This window comes from Azospirillum sp. 11R-A, from assembly GCF_049472615.1.
Lineage (GTDB): Bacteria > Pseudomonadota > Alphaproteobacteria > Azospirillales > Azospirillaceae > Azospirillum > Azospirillum palustre.
Map to the genome: position 1 here is coordinate 104023 of NZ_JBCEBL010000013.1, position 17580 is coordinate 121602.

Sequence of the window (17580 nt, forward strand, 5' to 3'; positions counted from 1 at the left end):
TCAACCCCTCGTCATCAGCCCATCTTCCACTCCGCCGGTTGCACCCCGCCTTCCGCCGGCGCGTCCACCCGACGCTCCGCTCCGGCCAGCTTGCGCAGCAGCACGTAGAACACCGGGGTCAGCACCAGACCGAACAGCGTCACGCCGATCATGCCGGCGAACACCGCCACACCCATGGCGTGCCGCATCTCGGCACCGGCCCCGCTGGAGGTCACCAGCGGCACCACGCCCATGATGAAGGCGATGGAGGTCATCAGGATCGGCCGCAGCCGCAGCCGGCTCGCCTCGATGGCCGCCTGCACCACGCCGCGCCCCTCATGCTCCAGTTCCCGCGCGAACTCGACGATCAGGATGGCGTTCTTCGCCGACAGGCCGACCAGCACCATGAAGCCGATCTGCGTGAAGATGTTGTTGTCGCCCCCCGTCAGCCACACCCCGAACAGGGCGGACAGCACGCTCATCGGCACGATCAGCAGGATGGCGAGCGGCAGGGTCAGGCTCTCGTACTGCGCCGCCAGCACCAGGAACACCAGCAGCACGCTGATCGGGAACACCCAGAGCCCCGCATTGCCGACCAGGATCTTCTGATAGGTCAGGTCGGTCCATTCCAGCTTGACGCCGCGCGGCAGCACTTCGGCCGCGATGCGCTCCGCCGCCGCTTCCGCCTGACCGGAGGAGAAACCGGGCGCCGGCCCGCCATTGACGTCGGCGGCGGTGAAGCCGTTGTAGCGCACCACCATCTCCGGCCCGTAGCCCGGCTGCACCGTGACCAGCGACGACAGCGGCACCATGGTCCCCGCCGCGTTGCGGGTCTTCAGCACGCCGATGTCGTCGGCGGTGTCGCGGAACGGCGCGTCGGCCTGCACCCGCACCTGATAGACGCGGCCGAAGGCGTTGAAGTCGTTGACGTAGAGCGAGCCCAGATAGATCTGCATGGTGTCGAACACGTCGGCGACGTTGACGCCCAGCTGCTTGGCCTTCACACGGTCGAGATCGACGTCCAGCTGCGGCACGTTGATCTGGTAGGCGGAGAAGGTCGGCCCCAGCTCCGGCGTCTGCGCCGCGCGCTTGACGAAGGCGTTCACCGCGTCGCTCAGCGCCTCGTAGCCGAGGTTGCCGCGGTCCTCCAGCTGCATCTTGAAGCCGCCGAGCTGGCCCAGACCCATCACCGGCGGCGGCGGGAAGATGGCGACGAAGGCCTCCTTCAGCCCGGCATAGCGCTGTTGCAGGTCCATCGCGATGGCACCGGCCGACAGCGACGGATCCTTGCGTTCGGCAAACGGCTTCAGCGTGACGAAGACGATGCCGGCGCTGGACGAGTTGGTGAAGCCGTTGACCGACAGGCCGGGGAAGGCGACGGCGCTCTGCACGCCGGGGCGCTTCAGCGCGATGTCGGTCATCTCGCGGATCACCGCCTCCGTCCGGTCGAGCGAGGCGCCGTTGGGAAGCTGGGCGAAGCTGATCAGATACTCCTTGTCCTGCATCGGCACGAAGCCCGACGGCACCGAACGGCCGAGCAGCACCGTGGCGCCGATCAGCAGCGCATAGACCGCCAGCATCACGCCCTTGCGCCGCACCACCCCGCCGACGCCGCGGCCGTAGCCCTCCGACGCCCGGTGGAACACCCGGTTGAACAGCCGGAAGAAGCCGCCGAACACCCGGTTCATCGCGCGGGTCAGCCAGTCCTGCGGCTCGTCATGGCCGCGCAGCAGCACCGCCGCCAGGGCCGGCGACAGCGTCAGCGAGTTGAAGGCGGAGATCACGGTGGAGATCGCGATGGTCATCGCGAACTGCTTGTAGAACTCGCCGGTCAGGCCGGTCATCGCGGCCAGCGGCACGAAGACGGCGACCAGGGTCAGCGCGATGGCGATGATCGGGCCGCTGACCTCCTGCATGGCGCGGATGGTGGCGTCGCGGGCCGACAGGCCGGACGCGATGTTGCGCTCGACATTCTCGACCACGACGATGGCGTCGTCGACGACGATGCCGATGGCCAGCACCATGCCGAACAGCGACAGCGCGTTGATCGAGAAGCCGAAGGCGAGCAGCAGCGAGAAGGTGCCGACGATGGAGATCGGCACCGCCAGCAGCGGGATGATCGACGCCCGCCAGGTTTGCAGGAAGACGATCACCACCAGCACGACCAGCGCCACCGCCTCCAGCAGCGTGTGCACGACGGCCTCGATGGAGGAGCGGACGAACTGCGTCGGGTCGTAGACGATGGAGTAGTCGACGCCGTCGGGCATGTCGCCCTTCAGCTCCGCCATCACCTTGCGCACCTCGTCGGAGATGGCGAGCGCGTTGGCGTCCGGCGTCTGGGTGATGCCGAGCGCCACCGCCGGCTTGTTGTCGAGCAGCGAGCGCAGGCCGTACTGTGCCGCGGCCAGTTCCACCCGCGCCACGTCGCGCAGCCGGGTGACGCCGCCCTCCCCGCCGGTCTTCAGCACGATGTCGCCGAACTCGTCGGCGGTCTTCAGCCGGCCGCGCGCGTTGATCGATAGCTGCATCGGCACGTCGGGCAGCGAGGGCGAGGCGCCGATCACGCCGGCCGCCACCTGGACATTCTGTTCGCGGATGGAATTGACCACGTCGGTCGCGGTCAGCCCGCGCTGCGCCACCTTGCCGGGGTCGAGCCACACCCGCATGGCATAGTCGCCCGCCCCCCAGACCTGCACCTCGCCGACGCCGGAGATTCGGGTCAACCGGTCCTTGACGTTCAGCACCGCGTAGTTGCGCAGGTACGTCATGTCATAGCGGTCGTTGGGCGACAGCAGATGCACGACCATGGTCAGCGTCGGCGAGCTTTTCACCGTGGCGACGCCCAGCCGCTGCACGTCGGACGGCAGCCGCGGCATCGCCTGGGCCACGCGGTTCTGCACCAGCTGCTGCGCCTTGTCCGGGTCGGTGCCCAGCTTGAAGGTCACCGTCAGCGCCAGATTGCCGTCGCTGTTGGCCTGCGACTGCATGTAGAGCATGCCTTCGACGCCGTTGATCTGCTCCTCCAGCGGGGAGGCGACGGTCTCGGCGATGACCTTGGGGTTGGCGCCGGGGAACTGCGCGCGCACCACGACGGACGGCGGCACCACCTCCGGATATTCGGAAATCGGCAGGCGGAAGACCGCGATGGCCCCCGCCAGGAACAGGGCCACCGACAGCACGCCGGCAAAGATCGGCCTGTCGATGAAGAATTTCGAGATGTTCATCTGGGGTCTCCCAGGGTGCACGTTCCCCATCCCTCCCCGCACCGGGCGAGGAGGGCCAGCCAACGCGCACACCTTTGTTCGTGTCTTAGCGGGCCGCCGTCTGGGTTTTCTCCGTCCCCATGGCGACCGTCTTCGGCGTCACCGCCATGCCCGGCCGGGCGTGCTGCATGCCGTTGACCACCACCTGTTCGCCGGCCGACAGCCCCGCCGTCACCACGCGCAGCCCGTTCTGCAAGGTGCCGAGCTTCACCGGCCGGTATTCCACCTTGTTCTCCGCCGTCACCACCAGGACGAACTTCTTGTCCTGGTCGGTGCCGATGGCGCGGTCGTCGACCAGCAGCGCGTCATAGGGCTTGGTGCCCCCCACCTTCACCCGCGCATAGAGCCCCGGCACCAGCGTGCCGTCGCCATTGTCGAAGCGGGCGCGCACGCGGATGGTGCCGGACACGCTGTCCAGCCGGTTGTCGACATGCTCCACCATGCCCGACCGCGAGTAATCCTCCTCGTTGGCGAGGCCGAGCCGGACCGGGATCGTCCCTGAATCGCGCATCGGCGCGATGTGGCGCAGATAGGTCTGCTCATCGACGTCGAACGACGCGTAGATCGGCGATTCCGACACCAGCGTGGTCAGCGGCTCCGCCGTCGCACCGGCGGCCACCACATTGCCGACCGTCCGTTCCGCCCGCGACACCCGGCCCGACACCGGCGCCGTCACCCGCGTGTAGCCGAGATTGAGCCGGGCGATGTCCAGCGCCGCCTGCGCCGCCTTCAGGTTGGCGGTCGCCTCGCGGGCGGCATTGTCGCGCTGGTCCATGGTGCTGCGCGAGATGGTGTCGTCGCGCACCAGCTTCTGCGCGCGGTCGAGGTCGGCGACGGTGAAGCGCACCCGCGCCTGCGCCGCGGCGACCTGCGCCTCGGCCCGCGCCACCTCCGCCTCATAGGGGCGGGGGTCGATGGTGAACAGCACGTCGCCCTGCTTCACCAGGGCGCCGTTGCGGAAATGCACGGCGACGATGGATCCCGGCACCTGCGGCCGGATGTCGACGCGGTCGACCGCCTCCAATCGGCCGGAATAGGACTGCCAGTCCGTCACCGGCCGGGCCAGCACGGTGGCGACATCGACCTCGGCCGGCGGCGGGGCGGGCGATGCCGTTTGCGCTTCGGCCGGGCTTCGCAGGGTGGCGGCGCCGGTCAGCGCCGCCACGGAAACACCGGCCGCGATCAGAAGGGAAAGTGTTTTGCGGGACATGACGTTTACCTGTGGCTCGAAGGATGGGGGTGGGCGCCGGTCAGGCGGCGCCGGAAGAAATCGGCCGCGGCGGCCAGCGCCGGCGGGTGGTGGGCAAGGCCGGCATGGCTGACCCCGGCAAAGCGGGTGACCTCGGTCGGCACCCCGGCGTCGATCAGCCGGGCGGCATAGCTTTCCGCCTCCGGCCGCAGCACGTCGTTCTGCGCCGTGGCGATCATGATCGGCGGCAGCCGGCCGAGCCGGCGCGATTCCAGGGGGGCGGCATAGGGATGCAGCCGCAGCGCCGCTTCCGGCAGATAGGCGCGGTAACAGCGCGCGCAGTCGGTCACGCTGCCCTCGCCATCCCCGACTCCATGGGCCACCCGAGTCAGGCTGGGATCGAGCATCGGCCCGAACAGCGCCTGCGCCGCGATCTCCGGCCCGCCGCGGTCGCGGGCGAGCAGGGTGAGCGACACCGCGACATGCCCGCCGGCATCGTGGCCGGCGACGCCCAGCGGCCCGGCCCGTTCGGCCAGCCACGCCGCTGCGGCATGGGCATCCTCGATGGCGGCGGGAAAGGGATTTTCGGGGGCCAGCGCATAGCCGACCGCCACCACCAGCGCCGGGATGCTCTCCGCCAGCGCCGTTGCCGTGATCTCGACCTCCTCGACGGAGCCGGAGGTGAAGCCGCCGCCATGGAAATACAGCAGTCCGGGCAGCGGCCCGGCAACCGCGGGCCTGAACAGGCACAGCGGAACCTTGCGGCCTTCCACCATCAGCGACGTGCGTGAACGTTCCATTCCGATCCGGCGACCAGCGCCCCTCCTGCAATGCGGCAAGAGGGATAATGTGCAAGCGTCCGCCTAGGATAAAGCCGCTGCGCCTGGGAACAGAATTCAGCCGGGACGAACAATCGGGGCGGGGTAGCGTGGGGTGTTCACCTGAAATGGGCTATTCGGGCGGGGTGCCATCCCGGCGCGAAGGGCGTTCGCATCCGGCTGCACGTTCCTATATGCTCAACGGAAAGCATAACGATGGAGGAAGCGGGAATGCGCTATCACATCACGGGGAGTTCTCAAGTCGGCGTTATGGGCCTGAAGCGGGACACTCTCGAAGGTGCGCTCAAGAAGGCCAACGAACTCCGCCAACAAGGCATTTATAACGACGTGCAGATCATTGATATCGAGACGGGAGATGTCGTCAAAGAGCCATTGCCTGACGGCGATCAAGCAGGGAATTGAGCCGCTCCTAGGCAGTCCGCCATCGTGCTTATGGACGACCTGCGCAGCCGGCTGAACAACCGGGTGCAGATCACCACGGACGGGCACAAAGCGTATCTGGAAGTGGTGGAAGGAACCTTCGGCGGGAACGTTGACCATGCCCGGCTCATCAAGCTCCATGGCGATGTTCCCGAGTTCCACAGGGGCCGCTTCTGGCAGGGGAGGGTGTGATGTCCGATCCCACGGAGCGCTTCACTTGGAATCCGTACAAGCGCTCGACCGATACCGGAACGCACGAGCCGATTGAGGAACTCATGCGGGTGGCGCTGTCCAGGCCGGTGGAGACCGAGGACGGAGTGCTGCCTGCCGGGTCGATGGGAACAGTCGTCGGCATATACCGAGGTGGCGCAGCCTACGAGGTTGAGTTCGCGAAACCCTTCCGCACCGTCGCCACCGTTATGCCGGACGCCATTCGACATGCACGTGCCTGACGCTGACAAGGCGACGCTGGACCTCAAGACGCTCACCCATTACCTGCTGGTACCCGATCACCCCGAAGGAGGCCCGAGAGCTAAGGATCTCACGCTGATCCCGCGCCAAAAAGCGCCTTTTCGTTATCTTGTAGAGTTTGACTTCTGCTGCGACGAGCGTAAAATCACTGAAGAAGAGCGCGCTATGGTTGCGCTCAAAGGTATCGTAGGTAAGCGTCTGACTTATAGGTTGCTTAGTGGAGCGTGATGGCCGACGAACTGCGAAGCGGTCAGATTAAGCTGAGGGTCCATGGCGCGCAGGACACGAACAGCCGTGTCCGCGCGGCCGTTTTCGCTCGCCAGCTTACGGCACTTGTAAAGGCGCTAGAAACCGCTGATAAAATCGCTAATGGTGGCATACGTTTCGACTACGTCATTGCCGAACTCAAGAACGAGAGCGCCTCTGCCACTCTAACTGAAGTAGTGACATCCAAAAAGCCGCGAAAGAAATCAGGGGCCGACGTTCTTGGTGTCGCAATTGAGGGAATAAATAGTCTTGATCGCAACGCCATAGAGCAATACGGCGCGTGCCTTCCTTATATTGCTTCCATTGTCCGTGGGGTTTCGGAAGAGTTTTCCCATTCCGATCTCAGCATCGCGGGATTTAAGCCATTCCGTGTGGATGATTTCTTCCTGAAACAAGTTCAGCGTGCGCAAAAGATTGCAGCGCCGAAAGTGGAACGCCTTTACTCAGGCGTGGCGATTGGTACGTTTGATGGGACCATCAAAGAAGTTGATCTACGAGGTGACACTCCGCGCCTGAAGCTGATACTTCGAGCCGGGGGAAAGGAAATCGACTGCGTTTATTTCGGTGCTACATCTGAGCAAATCCGGGAAATTCTGGATCGTCGTGTTAGCGTGGAAGGGCGCGCCCACTATAATGGTCAGAGCGGTCTTCCTGAGCGCATCGAGATTCTAAGCCACAAAGAAGTTAAGGTAAACCCCGACATCCTGCGTTGGCGGGGAAAATTCAATGGCCTAATGGCCTCCGATTGGGATGACCCCGCCTAATGCCGGAATTAAGGAAAGCATTATTCTGGGACTCTTGCGTGTTCTATCGGTACCTGACCGAAAGCCCGGCAGAGTATGTGCGCGATATTGTGCAATACATACGCGACGCACAAGATGGGAAAATTGACATTCTATTTTCTACGATCACCCTAGCGGAAATTCGTCCTAGCGCACTCCGGCGGAGGGGCTACGATAATATTGACGAATTTTTTGACGATTTTGGTGGGGCGTTTCTGCCGATTGGCCCTACTCCAGAAATAATGAAGCGTGCCGCTATACTGAAAGACAGGCGGTATACACACGCTGTGAAAGACCCCCGACATATTGGGACACCGGATGCCATACAGCTCTTAACATGCCTCCATGCTGTGGAAGACCTTGATTACAAGGAAGTTGTTTTTCATACCATTCGACAATGGAGGCGGCAAAGGTTGGGAGGGGAAGTGCGTTCCTCTGCTGTCCTTTGAGGAATGGACGGCTGGGTGCAATGATGAGCCGCTGGTAGGACGAATCGCATCCATTAGTCGCACAAAACCGCTTTATCCAGAGCCACTGCTGCCAGAAGTTGAATAATGGCCGATCAGATCGACCAGCTCAAGGCCAGTATCCCTGAAACCGGCTTTAACAAGGGTGAAGCTGACTTTTGAGGAAAAGCTACTGCGCATCGCGAAGGTTAAGCCAAAGCCTGATGAGAATGCCGGATCGAAAGGTAGCAAAGCCCCGTAATAACCTTCGGGGCTTTGCCATTTGAAGCGGTCGCTCGTATCCAACTGAACTCCAAGATCGTCGATGGTGCCCCCAGTGGCAGTTCAACTTCTGATTTACCGTTTACCTCGTGTATAGGCTGGCTTTATCTGCTCAGTAAGTAAGGTTTTATAAAGTATAGCAATGCTTTAATAAGAGTCGGTCGCTTTCCATCGGGCATCCAATGAAGGGTTTTAGCCCGACCGTGGATTTTCGTCATACAGCCCAGACCGGCCCCGGCATCCGCCGGCACCCCTGAAGTTCTCCCCCCTTCCACCCCACGCCGCACAAAAATGTAGCGCAACGCCCTTGCGGGCGCCAAAAAGCGGGCGACCAATCATCTCCCGGCACCATTGCCGCTCCACCCCTCTTCGGACAGACCTTCTATGGCAGATTTCTTCCCGCGCTGGCCGCTCGCGACCGGCCCCGTCGTCCAGCCGGACGAGCGCCTTCCCTGGGGCTCGACCCTGACGCTCGGCGTCCAGCATCTCGTCGCCATGTCCGGCTCGACCATCCTCGGGCCGCTGCTGATGGGGTTCGATCCGAACCTCGCGGTGCTGTTCTCCGGCATCGGCACCCTGCTGTTCCTCGTGCTCACCGCCGGGCGGGTGCCGAGCTATCTGGGATCCTCCTTCTCCTTCATCGCCGTGGTGATCGCGGTGACCGGCTACAGCGGCCAGGGGCCGAACCCGAACATCGGGCCGGCGCTCGGCGGCATCATCGCGGCCGGCGTCGTCTATGTCCTGATCGGGCTGCTGGTGAGCTACACCAGCACCAGCTGGATCGAGCGGCTGATGCCGCCGGCGGTCACCGGTGCGGTCGGTGCGGCCATCGGCCTCAACCTGTCGCCGGTCGCGGTCAAGGGCATCGAGGGAAGCGGTCCGCACATCCTCGTCGCCCTGTTCACGCTGGTCGCCACCGCCCTCATCGCGGTCTATGCCCCGCTTGCCATCCGCCGGGTGTCGATCCTCGTCGGCATCGCCTCCGGCTATGTCTTCTATGTCGTGCTCGCCAACGGCATGGGCCTGCTGCCGCCGGTCAGCTTCGCCGAGCTGGACGCCGCCCCGTGGTTCGGCATGCCGGCCTTCCGCACGCCGACCTTCGATGCCGGCGCCATGGCGCTGGTCGCCCCCATCGCCTTCATCCTCGTCGCGGAGAATCTCGGCCACATCAAGGCCATCGGCGCGATGACCGGGCGCAACCTCGACCGCTTCATCGGTCGCGGCTTCATCGGCGACGGCATCGCCACCATCGTGTCCGGCAGCGGCGGCGGCACCGGCGTCACCACCTATGTCGAGAACATGGGCGTGATGGCGGTCACCCGCGTCTTCTCCACCCTGATCTTCGTCGTCGCCGCCGTCGCCGCCATCCTGCTGGGCTTCTCGCCGAAGTTCGGCGCCCTGCTGCGGACCATCCCGGCCCCGGTGCTGGGCGGGCTGGCGACCGTCGTCTTCGGCCTGATCGCCGCGGCGATGGTGCGGCTGTGGGTGGACAACCGCGTCGATTTCTCCGATCCGCGCAACCTCATCACCGTCGGCGTGACGCTGGTGCTCGGCGCCGGCAACTTCACCGTCACCGCCGGCGGCTTCTCCATCGGCGGCATCGGCACCGCCACCATCGCCGCGCTCGGCCTCTACCAGCTGCTCGGCATCGGCCGCCCGCGCGAGGCCGTCCGCACCGCCTCAGGCACGGACGGCGCGACGCTTCACTGACGGCACTCATCCCGCGCCGCCGCCCTTCCGGCAATTGCCGGTGACGGCGGCGGCGCGCCCGTCCTCCATGGACGCTGAGCCGGAGGCGTTTGCCGATTTCCCAATAGGCCGACACCTCTGTCGGCGTCATCCCCGCGAAGGTGGGGATCCAGGCCTATCCATTGGTTTTGCTTGGGAGATTCTGGATCCCCGCCTCCGCGGGGATGACGGTCGATCAGGGACGCGCTTGGCTTCGACAGCACACCAACCTCCAAGCTAGAGTTTGTGCTTTCCGCAGCGCCCCCAAATTTCACAAAAACTCTCCATTAAAGGACTAAAGTCCCATACCCTTTCCGCATTTGGTCCACCCACTTGCGGAGCCTTGCCATGCCTCTCGATCCCCGCAGCTTCACCGACGACAACTTCCCCCGTTGGGCCGAAGAGCCGCCGACCCCGTCCGAAGGCGCGCTGGTCCCCGGATCGCAGTTCCATGAAGAGCAATGGATCATGGCCGCCGGCATGCTGGCCCGCGGCAACAGCTTCCTTCAGGTCTCCCGCGCCATGGGGTGCAGCCGCACCACGCTGTGGCGGGCCTATTACGGCTCCAAGGACTTCCGTCACAGGGTGTGGTGGGAGCGGCAGGCGCTGAACCGCGAGGCGGAACTGCGGCTGTCCTCGCTGCGGGTGCTGGTGGCCGAGCAGATCGAGCGGCTGGTCACCTCGGGCGATCCCGCCACCGTGCGCTGGCTGGCCGAGCGGCTCGGCCTGTTCGCCGGCCTCGACAGGGCGGCTGCCAGGCGGCAGGACGCCAAACCAGACCAGCCGCCCGCCCCGAAACCGGTTCCCCGTCCTGAAGACCCGCCCGCCGTCACCGTCCCCGAACTCGACGACGACATCCCCGGCGCCATCCGCGAGCGCTGCCCGCCCAGCCCGGCCATGGTCGCCACCGTCATCGCCCAGCCGGAGGCGCAGGGGCCGAAGGGCGTCTTCCCCTGGACCGTCAACCAGTATGAGGACTACCCCAACCTCAACCCCGGCCCGGTGCCCCGCCGCGGTGCCGGCCCGTTCTCCGGGCGCCGGTAGCATGGAACAGTCGCCGGAACGCGTTCCACGCCGTTCCATCCCATCGCGACATACCCACCACCCCCCTTGAACCGCGCCCGTCCGATTGCTATTCGCCCTTCTTCGGCGGACACTCTCTCCACTTGCGGGAGCCGCGATTGAAAGGACGGGGTCCGTATGGACAAGCTGCATGCGATGCGCGTCTTCATCCGGGTGGTCGAGGCGAACAGCTTCTCGAAGGCGGCGGAAACGCTGGGGCTGCCGCGCGCCTCGGTGACGACGACCATCCAGAATCTGGAGGCGGCGCTGGGCGTGCGCCTGCTCCAGCGCACCACGCGCAAGCTCAACCTGACGCTGGACGGTGCCGCCTATCTGGAGGGCGCCAGCCGCATCCTGTCGGAAATCGACGAGATCGAATCCACCTTCACCAGCGCCCGCAAGACGCCGCGCGGCCGGTTGCGGGTGGACATGCCGGGCTCCATCGGTCGGCTGGTCATCATCCCCTCGATCCACGAATTCCACGCCAAATACCCCGACATCGAGCTGATGCTGGGGCTGGGCGACCGCCCCATCGATCTGGTGCAGGAGGGGGTGGACTGCGTCGTCCGCGTCGGCGAGCTTGCCGATTCAAGCCTGCTGGCCCGCCGGATCGGCGCCATCCAGCAGGTCACCTGCGCCAGCCCGGCCTATCTCGCCGAGCATGGCGTGCCGAAGACCATCGAGGATCTCGAACGCCACATCGCGGTGAATTATTTCAGCAACCGCACCGGGCGCAACCTGGAGCTCAGCTTCCGCCGCGACGAAGAGGTGGTCGACATCGCCATGAAGGGCGTCATCTCCGTCAACGACGCCGACGCCTATGTCACCTGCGGGCTGGAAGGGCAGGGCATCCTGCAACCCGGCCGCTTCATGGTTCTGCCGCACCTGCGCAGCGGCGCCCTGCGCGAGATCCTGCCGGACTGGCGGCCGCCGCGGATGCCGATCTCCGCCGTCTATCCGCAGAACCGCCACCTGTCGCCGAAGGTGCGGGTCTTCGTCGACTGGCTGGCCGAACTGTTCGAGCGCTGCCCGCTGCTCCAGGGCGAGGATCTGCCGGGCGACCTGTGCGAGCAGCAGAAGGCGCCGATGGAGCGGGAGGGGGTGAGCGAGTGCGTGATGATGTGAGGCTCAGCCGGCCTTTTCCATCAGGGCCCGGTACGCCATCTGGTCCTCGTGCATCCGCAGGAACACGGCGTATTTGGCGTCGTGATAGGCCCGCAACGGCCCCTCGGCCGGCGTGATGCGGCGGCCGGCGCGGCTCATCCCGGCCATGCCGGCGGCGATGTCGGGGAAGGCGCCGCCCGCCACCGCCCCCAGCACCGCGGCGCCCAGCAGCACCGCCTCCGGTTCCTCCGGCAGGACCAGGGTGCAGCCGGTGGCGTCGGCATGGGCCTCCAGGAACACCGGGTTCCTGGTGCCGCCGCCGCAGGCGAGGATGGTGTCGATGGCATAGCCGCGGCCGTTCATCGCCGCGACGATGTGCCGGGTGCCGTAGGCCACCGCCTGCACCGTCGCCAGATAGAGCAGCGCCAGATCCTCCAGCCCGTCCGACAGCCGCAGCCCGCTGATCGCGCCGCGCAGGCTGGCGTCCGCCCGCGGCGAGCGGTTGCCGTGGAAGTCGGGCAGCACATGCAGGTTGCGGGTCAGCATCGCCACCGGCCCGCCGCTGCGTTCGGCAAGATCCGCCAGCTCCTCGTTCAGCAGCTGGTAGACCGTGGTGCCGCGCCGCTGGGCCTCAAGGGCAAGCTCGCCATGGCGGGGATGGCCCTGCACCACATGGTCGATCAAGGCGCCGGTCGCCGACTGCCCGCCCTCGTTCAGCCACAGCCCCGGCAGCATGGCCGAATGGTAAGGCCCCCAGACGCCGGGGATGAAGCGCGCGGCACCGGGGCTCATCACCATATGGCAGCTCGACGTGCCGCCGATCAGCGCCAGCCGCCGGTCGAAATCGACGCTGCCCGCCGCCTCCAGCGGCACCCCGATCACCCCGATCCCGCCGGCATGGGCGTCGATCATCGAGGTGCCGACCGCGATGCCCGGCGTCAGCCCAAGCTCGCGCGCCGCCTCAAGGCTCAGCCCGCCGGCGACGGCGCTGCCGACCTTGCCGACCTCGGTGCCAATGCGGGCATGCCCCTCATCGACCAGATCGCCCAACCCGATGGCGCGGAGATAGCCGTCGTCCCACCGCCCCTCATGCCCCAGATAGGTCCATTTGCACACCAAGGAGCACAGCGACCGCCGCGCCGACCCGGTCGCCCGCCAGGTCAGGAAGTCCGGCAGATCGAAGAAATGGGCGGCCCGGCTCCAGCTTTGCGGAAGCCTCTCCTTCAGCCACAGCAGCTTCGGCGTCTGCATCTCCGGCGACAGCCGGCCGCCGACATAGCGCAGCACCTCATGGCCGCCGGCATTGATGCGGTCGGTCTGCTCGATGGCGCGGTGGTCCATCCAGACGATGACGTTGCGGGAATCGTCGCCCTCCGGATCGACCGTCACCGGCCGCCCGGCGGCATCGAGCACCACCAGCGAACAGGTGGCGTCGAAGCCGATGCCGACCACCTCCGGCGTCTCGGCGCAGGTCGCCAGCGCCTCCTGCACCGCGGCGCAGACGGCGGCCCAGATGTCGTCGGAGGACTGCTCCGCCCACTCCGGATCGGGCTTCCACATCCGGATCGGGCGGGCGGCGGCGGCCAGCCGGCGGCCGGCAAGGTCGAAGATGCCGGCGCGGGCGCTGCCGGTCCCCACATCCACCCCGATCACGGCGCGTGTCATGGTGTGTTCCCTTTCCGACCCTTACAGGGTGGCGCAGAAGGCCTCGAACGCCTCGCGGCTGGCATAGGATTTCTGGGTGCCCGGCCGGGTGATGCTGTCGGCGGCATAGCGCACCGCCATGTGCAGCGCCGCGTCCAGATCGCGGTTCTCGACGTAATAGCGGGCGAAGCTGCCGATGAAGGCATCGCCGGCCCCGGTGGTGTCGACCGGCGTCACCCGCACCGGCTCGATCCGCCGCGTCTCCTCGCCCTTGGTCACCAGGAGCGCGCCGCGGGCGCCCAAGGTGACGATCACCGTGCGGATGCCGCGCCCGATCAGCGCGCGCGCCGCCGTCTCGGCCTCCGCCTCCGAAGTCACCGGCAGACCGGAGATGGTCGCCAGCTCGGTCTGGTTCGGCACCAGGAAAGTGACCTGCTCGATCCGCTTCGGGTCGAGATCGGTCGGCGCCGGGGCCGGGTTCAGCAGGGTCTCGATGCCGTGCCGCGCGCCGAAATCGATGGTGTGGTAGATCGTCTCCAGCGGGACTTCCAACTGCATGACGATCAGGTCGCAGCCCTTCAGGTCTTCCGCCGCGCGGTCGATGTCGGCCGGCGACAGCAGGGCGTTGGCACCCTTGATGATCAGGATGCTGTTCTCGCCCGACGGCTCGACGAAGATGGGGGCGACGCCGCTGGACGTGCCGGGCACCCGCTCGACATGGCGGGTGTCGATGCCGGACTCCTCGAAGTTGCGGATGGTGTTGTCGGCGAAGATGTCGTCGCCGACCTTGGTGACCATCATCACCTCGGCCCCCAGCCGGGCGGCGGCGATGGCCTGGTTGGCGCCCTTGCCGCCACAGCCCATCTCGAAGCGCGGCGCCTCGATGGTCTCGCCGGGGCCGGGCATGCGGGCGGTGTAGGTGATCAGGTCGACCATGTTGCTGCCGACCACGGCGATCTTGCCCATCTTCGGTATCTCCTTGTCACTGCGCCCTAACTCACAGCGCCCGGATGGCGCATTCCTCGGCTTCGGCCTCGTCGGCGGTCAGATAGCCCAGCCGCACCGAAAAGCGCCGGGTCTCGCCGCCCGCCAGCGTCTGGACATTGCCCTTCGCGCTCTCTGCGCTGTAGCCCTCCGGCTCGCAGGTGGAGGGCAGGGCGAAGGCGCAGACCTTCTGGTCGCTGTTGACCAGCACCCAGCGTACCGTCTTGGGGAACTCGCGCGTGCTGTAGGCGATGTGGAAGGCGTCGCCCTCGCGCCGCCGCATCATCACCGCGGTGCCGCCCTCCTCGTCGGTGCGCAGGCCGCGGATGTAGAAGACCTGCTCCGGGTCGTAGCGTCCAGGCGCGTCCAGCACCTCCATCACCGCCGGATCGCGGGCGAGGTCGGCCAGCAGCGCGTCATAGGCCGGGCTGCGCGGCACATGGGCCGGCACCACCGTGCGCACCGCCGTCGCCTCCGGCGTGAAGGGGGCGGGCTGGACGATGCGGGCACCCTCGGCGAAGGCGAAATTGACGTGGCACATGTACATCAGGTCCATGGCTGCACCCGACAGGTTCTCCACCGCCATGCCGATGTCAAACAGGGCGGAGCCGGGGCGCAGCACCACGCGCGGCCGGGCGACGTAATGAGCGCCGAAACCCATCACATACTCGCGCCGGCCGGTAACGGCCATATAGGAGCCTTCGTCGTCCTCCCCCACCTCCAGCCCGGCGGAATCCATCGGTGCGCAGGGCATCTCGCCATGCAGAAGGTGGCTGTCCTGCGGGCCGGGGCAGCCGTTGCGCAGCAGCCCGGAATGGAAGGCGAAGCAGCCATAGGTGCCGACGATCTCGGTGGCGGGCCGTGGCATGTCGAACATGTTCGCCATGGTCAGGTCAACCCCGTCGAACACGGCGTCCCAGACCATCTGGCCGTAATAGGGCAGCACCACCAGATGCCCGCGCCGGTTCGACAGCCGCACCGCCTCGATCCCGCTGTCGTAGCGGAACAGGCTGGCGGTCATGCCGTGCGCCTCGGCGACCGGGCGTTCGGCCTCGCCGAAGAAGCTTTTGCGGAAATGGATTGCGGTTCGGACGCTCATGGGATTTCCTCCCTATCGGAAGCTGGCCTGGAAACCGGTTAGCGGGTGCGGTTCTTGTAGGCGTTGATGGCGATGACCAGCAGAAGGAACGCGCCCCAGATGAAATCGATCAGGTGGTTGGAGAAGCGCAGGATCTGGAAGCCGCTCGACAGCAGCATCAGCGCCGCCACCGCGATGGTGATGCCCAGCACCGTGCCGCGCCCACCCGCCGGGTTGGTGCCGCCCAGCACGGCGATCAGAACCGCCTGCAACAGGTACGAGGTGCCGTAATCCGACTTCGCCGCATTGGTCCGCCCCGACAGGATGATCCCGGCGACCGAGGCCAGCACGCCGGTCAGCATGTAGCTGTACAGCACCATCCGTTCCCGCTTCAGCCCGGCGAACAGCGCCGCCTTCGGGTTGGTGCCGATCAGCATCAGGTTGATGCCGAGCGCGGTGCGGCTCAAGACGAAGGCGATCAGCGCGGCGATCACGGCGAACAGCACGAAGGGCGTCGCCAGCCCCAGGATCTTGCCGTTGCCGAGGAAGGCCCAGGCGGTGGGGAAGCCGACGATGGCCGGCCCGCCAGTCAACACGATGGCGAGCCCGGTGAAGACCTGCCCCGTCCCCAGCGTCGCCAGGATCGGCGTGATGCCGAGGCGCGTGATCAGCAGCCCGTTGACCGTCCCGGCGACCAGCCCGGTGCCGAGCGCGATCACCCCGCCGAGCAGGACGGTCAGGATGCCGGCGTCGGCGATGCCGGCGGCCCCCGCCATCTTGTGGAACAGCACGCCGGCCAGGATGCCCGACAAATTGGCGACCCCCACCACCGACAGGTCGATGCCGCCGGTCAGCATGGCGATCATCATCGCGATGGAGAGCAGACCCAGTTCGGGGAAGATGTAGGTGATCGATTCGAAGTTGTAGTAGCGCAGGAACTTGTCCGGGCTGAGCGCCGTCATCACGGCGAAGATCAGCACCGTCATCACCAGCAGCTGGACGATGTTGTTGTCGCGGTTGATCAGGCTGCGGATGTTCATTTGTGCCTTCATGCTCCCGCCTCCTCAGGCCGCCCGGCGGCGGTCGCGCCACGCCGACAGGGCGGTCGCGGCGATGACGATCAGACCCACGACGACGAGCTGCCAGGTGGTGTCCACGCGCATGATGATCAGGCTGTTCTTGACCATCACCAGCATGAAGACACCGAGCATGGTGCCGAGCACGCTGCCCCGTCCGCCGAAGATCGACGCTCCGCCCAGCACCACCGCGGCGATGACGTCCAGCTCCAGCCCGACGAAGTCGCGCGGGTTGGCCAGCCAGATCATGCCGCTGTGCAGCAGCCCGGCGAAACCGGCCAGCGCGCCGGCGACGCAGTAGATGAAGAAGATGGTCTTGCGCAGGTCGAAGCCGGCGCGCCGCGCCGCCTCCGGATCGCCGCCCAGCGCGTAGGCGCTGCGGCCGATCATGGTGTAGCGCAGCACCAGATGCATGGCGAGCGCCAGCCCGAGATAGATCAGCACCATCGCCGTCAGGCCGTAGGTGGTGCCGTCGGCCTTGGTGACGCTGACCACGTCGGTGCGGGCGAAGTCGATCAGCGCGGTCGGCATCTTGTTGATGTTGATCATGCTGGTGCCGACGACGCCCAGCAGGAAGCCGCGCACCATGGCGCTGGTGCCCAGCGTCACGATCAGCGGGATCATGCGGAACTTGTAGACGAAGAAGCCGTTCACCGCGCCGAATGCCAGCCCCATCAGGGTGGCGGCCAGCAGCGGCAGCACGACGCCGTTGTAGCCCAGCGCCAGCATGCCCTTGATCGTCAGATACATGGCGGCGACGGCGAAGGCCGGGAACGACACGTCGATGCCGCCGGAGATCAGCACCAGCAGAACGCCCATCGCCATGATGCCGATGATCACGTTGCTGCGCATCAGGCTGAAGAGGTTGTCGAGCTGCCAGAAGGCGGGGTTGATCGTGCCGATGAGGACCATGGCGAGCAGCAGGATGCCCGCGATGACCGTTTCCGACCGGCGGAGCAGGGCCAT

Annotated in this window: 16 protein-coding genes and 1 pseudogene; 8 read left to right on the forward strand and 9 right to left on the reverse strand. The window is 66.3% G+C overall.

Annotated elements, in window-relative coordinates; all coding sequences use genetic code 11:
• Nucleotides 1-14: 14 nt before the first annotated feature.
• The 3 genes from VH569_RS18665 to VH569_RS18675 all read right to left on the reverse strand — a co-directional run bounded on the left by VH569_RS18665 (nt 15) and on the right by VH569_RS18675 (nt 5231).
• On the reverse strand, nt 15-3203 hold the full coding sequence (locus VH569_RS18665; protein ID WP_423316915.1) for an efflux RND transporter permease subunit: 3189 nt from the start codon (nt 3201-3203) through the stop codon (nt 15-17).
• 85 nt (nt 3204-3288) lie between these two features.
• Nucleotides 3289-4452: an efflux RND transporter periplasmic adaptor subunit gene (locus VH569_RS18670; RefSeq protein ID WP_423316917.1), complete on the reverse strand. Its 1164-nt coding sequence runs from the start codon at nt 4450-4452 to the stop codon at nt 3289-3291.
• Nucleotides 4453-4457: 5 nt separating this feature from the next.
• The gene (locus tag VH569_RS18675; protein ID WP_423316918.1) at nt 4458-5231 is read right to left on the reverse strand and encodes an alpha/beta hydrolase; all 774 of its coding nucleotides are present in this window, start codon (nt 5229-5231) and stop codon (nt 4458-4460) included.
• Between the two features lie 249 nt (nt 5232-5480).
• On the opposite strand from VH569_RS18675, the gene VH569_RS18680 reads away from it, so the two are divergent.
• The 5 genes and pseudogenes from VH569_RS18680 (at nt 5481) to VH569_RS18700 (ending at nt 7192) form a co-directional block, all read left to right on the forward strand.
• On the forward strand, nt 5481-5672 hold the full coding sequence (locus tag VH569_RS18680) for a hypothetical protein (RefSeq protein WP_423316919.1): 192 nt from the start codon (nt 5481-5483) through the stop codon (nt 5670-5672).
• An 18-nt stretch (nt 5673-5690) separates the two neighbouring features.
• Nucleotides 5691-5837 (forward strand): annotated as a pseudogene (locus VH569_RS18685) (IS1 family transposase); the annotation flags it as partial.
• Between the two features lie 44 nt (nt 5838-5881).
• The gene (locus VH569_RS18690; protein ID WP_423316920.1) at nt 5882-6142 is read left to right on the forward strand and encodes a DUF4926 domain-containing protein; all 261 of its coding nucleotides are present in this window, start codon (nt 5882-5884) and stop codon (nt 6140-6142) included.
• Entirely contained in the window at nt 6129-6389 is a 261-nt protein-coding gene (locus VH569_RS18695; protein ID WP_423316922.1) for a hypothetical protein, read from the forward strand. Before VH569_RS18690 ends, VH569_RS18695 begins: the two co-directional genes overlap by 14 nt.
• Nucleotides 6389-7192, forward strand: a complete 804-nt coding sequence (locus VH569_RS18700) for a hypothetical protein (RefSeq protein WP_423316923.1) — start codon at nt 6389-6391, stop codon at nt 7190-7192. Before VH569_RS18695 ends, VH569_RS18700 begins: the two co-directional genes overlap by 1 nt.
• A 539-nt stretch (nt 7193-7731) precedes the next feature.
• On the opposite strand, the gene VH569_RS18705 is transcribed toward VH569_RS18700, so the two are convergent.
• Complete coding sequence (locus tag VH569_RS18705; protein WP_423316925.1) at nt 7732-7962, reverse strand: hypothetical protein; 231 nt, start codon at nt 7960-7962, stop codon at nt 7732-7734.
• Nucleotides 7963-8322: 360 nt separating this feature from the next.
• On the opposite strand from VH569_RS18705, the gene VH569_RS18710 reads away from it, so the two are divergent.
• The 3 genes from VH569_RS18710 (at nt 8323) to VH569_RS18720 (ending at nt 11853) form a co-directional block, all read left to right on the forward strand.
• Complete coding sequence (locus VH569_RS18710; RefSeq protein ID WP_423316926.1) at nt 8323-9648, forward strand: solute carrier family 23 protein; 1326 nt, start codon at nt 8323-8325, stop codon at nt 9646-9648.
• Nucleotides 9649-10014: 366 nt separating this feature from the next.
• Nucleotides 10015-10710, forward strand: coding sequence for a hypothetical protein (locus tag VH569_RS18715; protein WP_423316927.1), 696 nt, complete (start codon nt 10015-10017; stop codon nt 10708-10710).
• A 156-nt stretch (nt 10711-10866) separates the two neighbouring features.
• Nucleotides 10867-11853 (forward strand): LysR substrate-binding domain-containing protein, encoded by a 987-nt coding sequence (locus VH569_RS18720; protein WP_423316928.1) that lies wholly within the window; start codon nt 10867-10869, stop codon nt 11851-11853.
• Nucleotides 11854-11856: 3 nt separating this feature from the next.
• On the opposite strand, the gene VH569_RS18725 is transcribed toward VH569_RS18720, so the two are convergent.
• From VH569_RS18725 to VH569_RS18745, 5 genes are read right to left on the reverse strand one after another with little or no spacing between them, the layout of a single operon-like run.
• Nucleotides 11857-13497 (reverse strand): FGGY-family carbohydrate kinase, encoded by a 1641-nt coding sequence (locus VH569_RS18725; RefSeq protein ID WP_423316930.1) that lies wholly within the window; start codon nt 13495-13497, stop codon nt 11857-11859.
• Between the two features lie 21 nt (nt 13498-13518).
• The gene (gene rbsK, locus VH569_RS18730) at nt 13519-14442 is read right to left on the reverse strand and encodes a ribokinase (RefSeq protein ID WP_423316931.1); all 924 of its coding nucleotides are present in this window, start codon (nt 14440-14442) and stop codon (nt 13519-13521) included.
• A gap of 31 nt (nt 14443-14473) precedes the next feature.
• Nucleotides 14474-15559 carry an aldose 1-epimerase family protein gene (locus VH569_RS18735; RefSeq protein WP_423316932.1) on the reverse strand — a complete coding sequence of 362 codons (1086 nt, stop codon included), beginning with the start codon at nt 15557-15559 and terminating at the stop codon, nt 14474-14476.
• 38 nt (nt 15560-15597) lie between these two features.
• On the reverse strand, nt 15598-16590 hold the full coding sequence (locus VH569_RS18740; protein WP_377805568.1) for an ABC transporter permease: 993 nt from the start codon (nt 16588-16590) through the stop codon (nt 15598-15600).
• A 12-nt stretch (nt 16591-16602) separates the two neighbouring features.
• Nucleotides 16603-17580 carry an ABC transporter permease gene (locus VH569_RS18745; protein WP_012977088.1) on the reverse strand — a complete coding sequence of 326 codons (978 nt, stop codon included), beginning with the start codon at nt 17578-17580 and terminating at the stop codon, nt 16603-16605.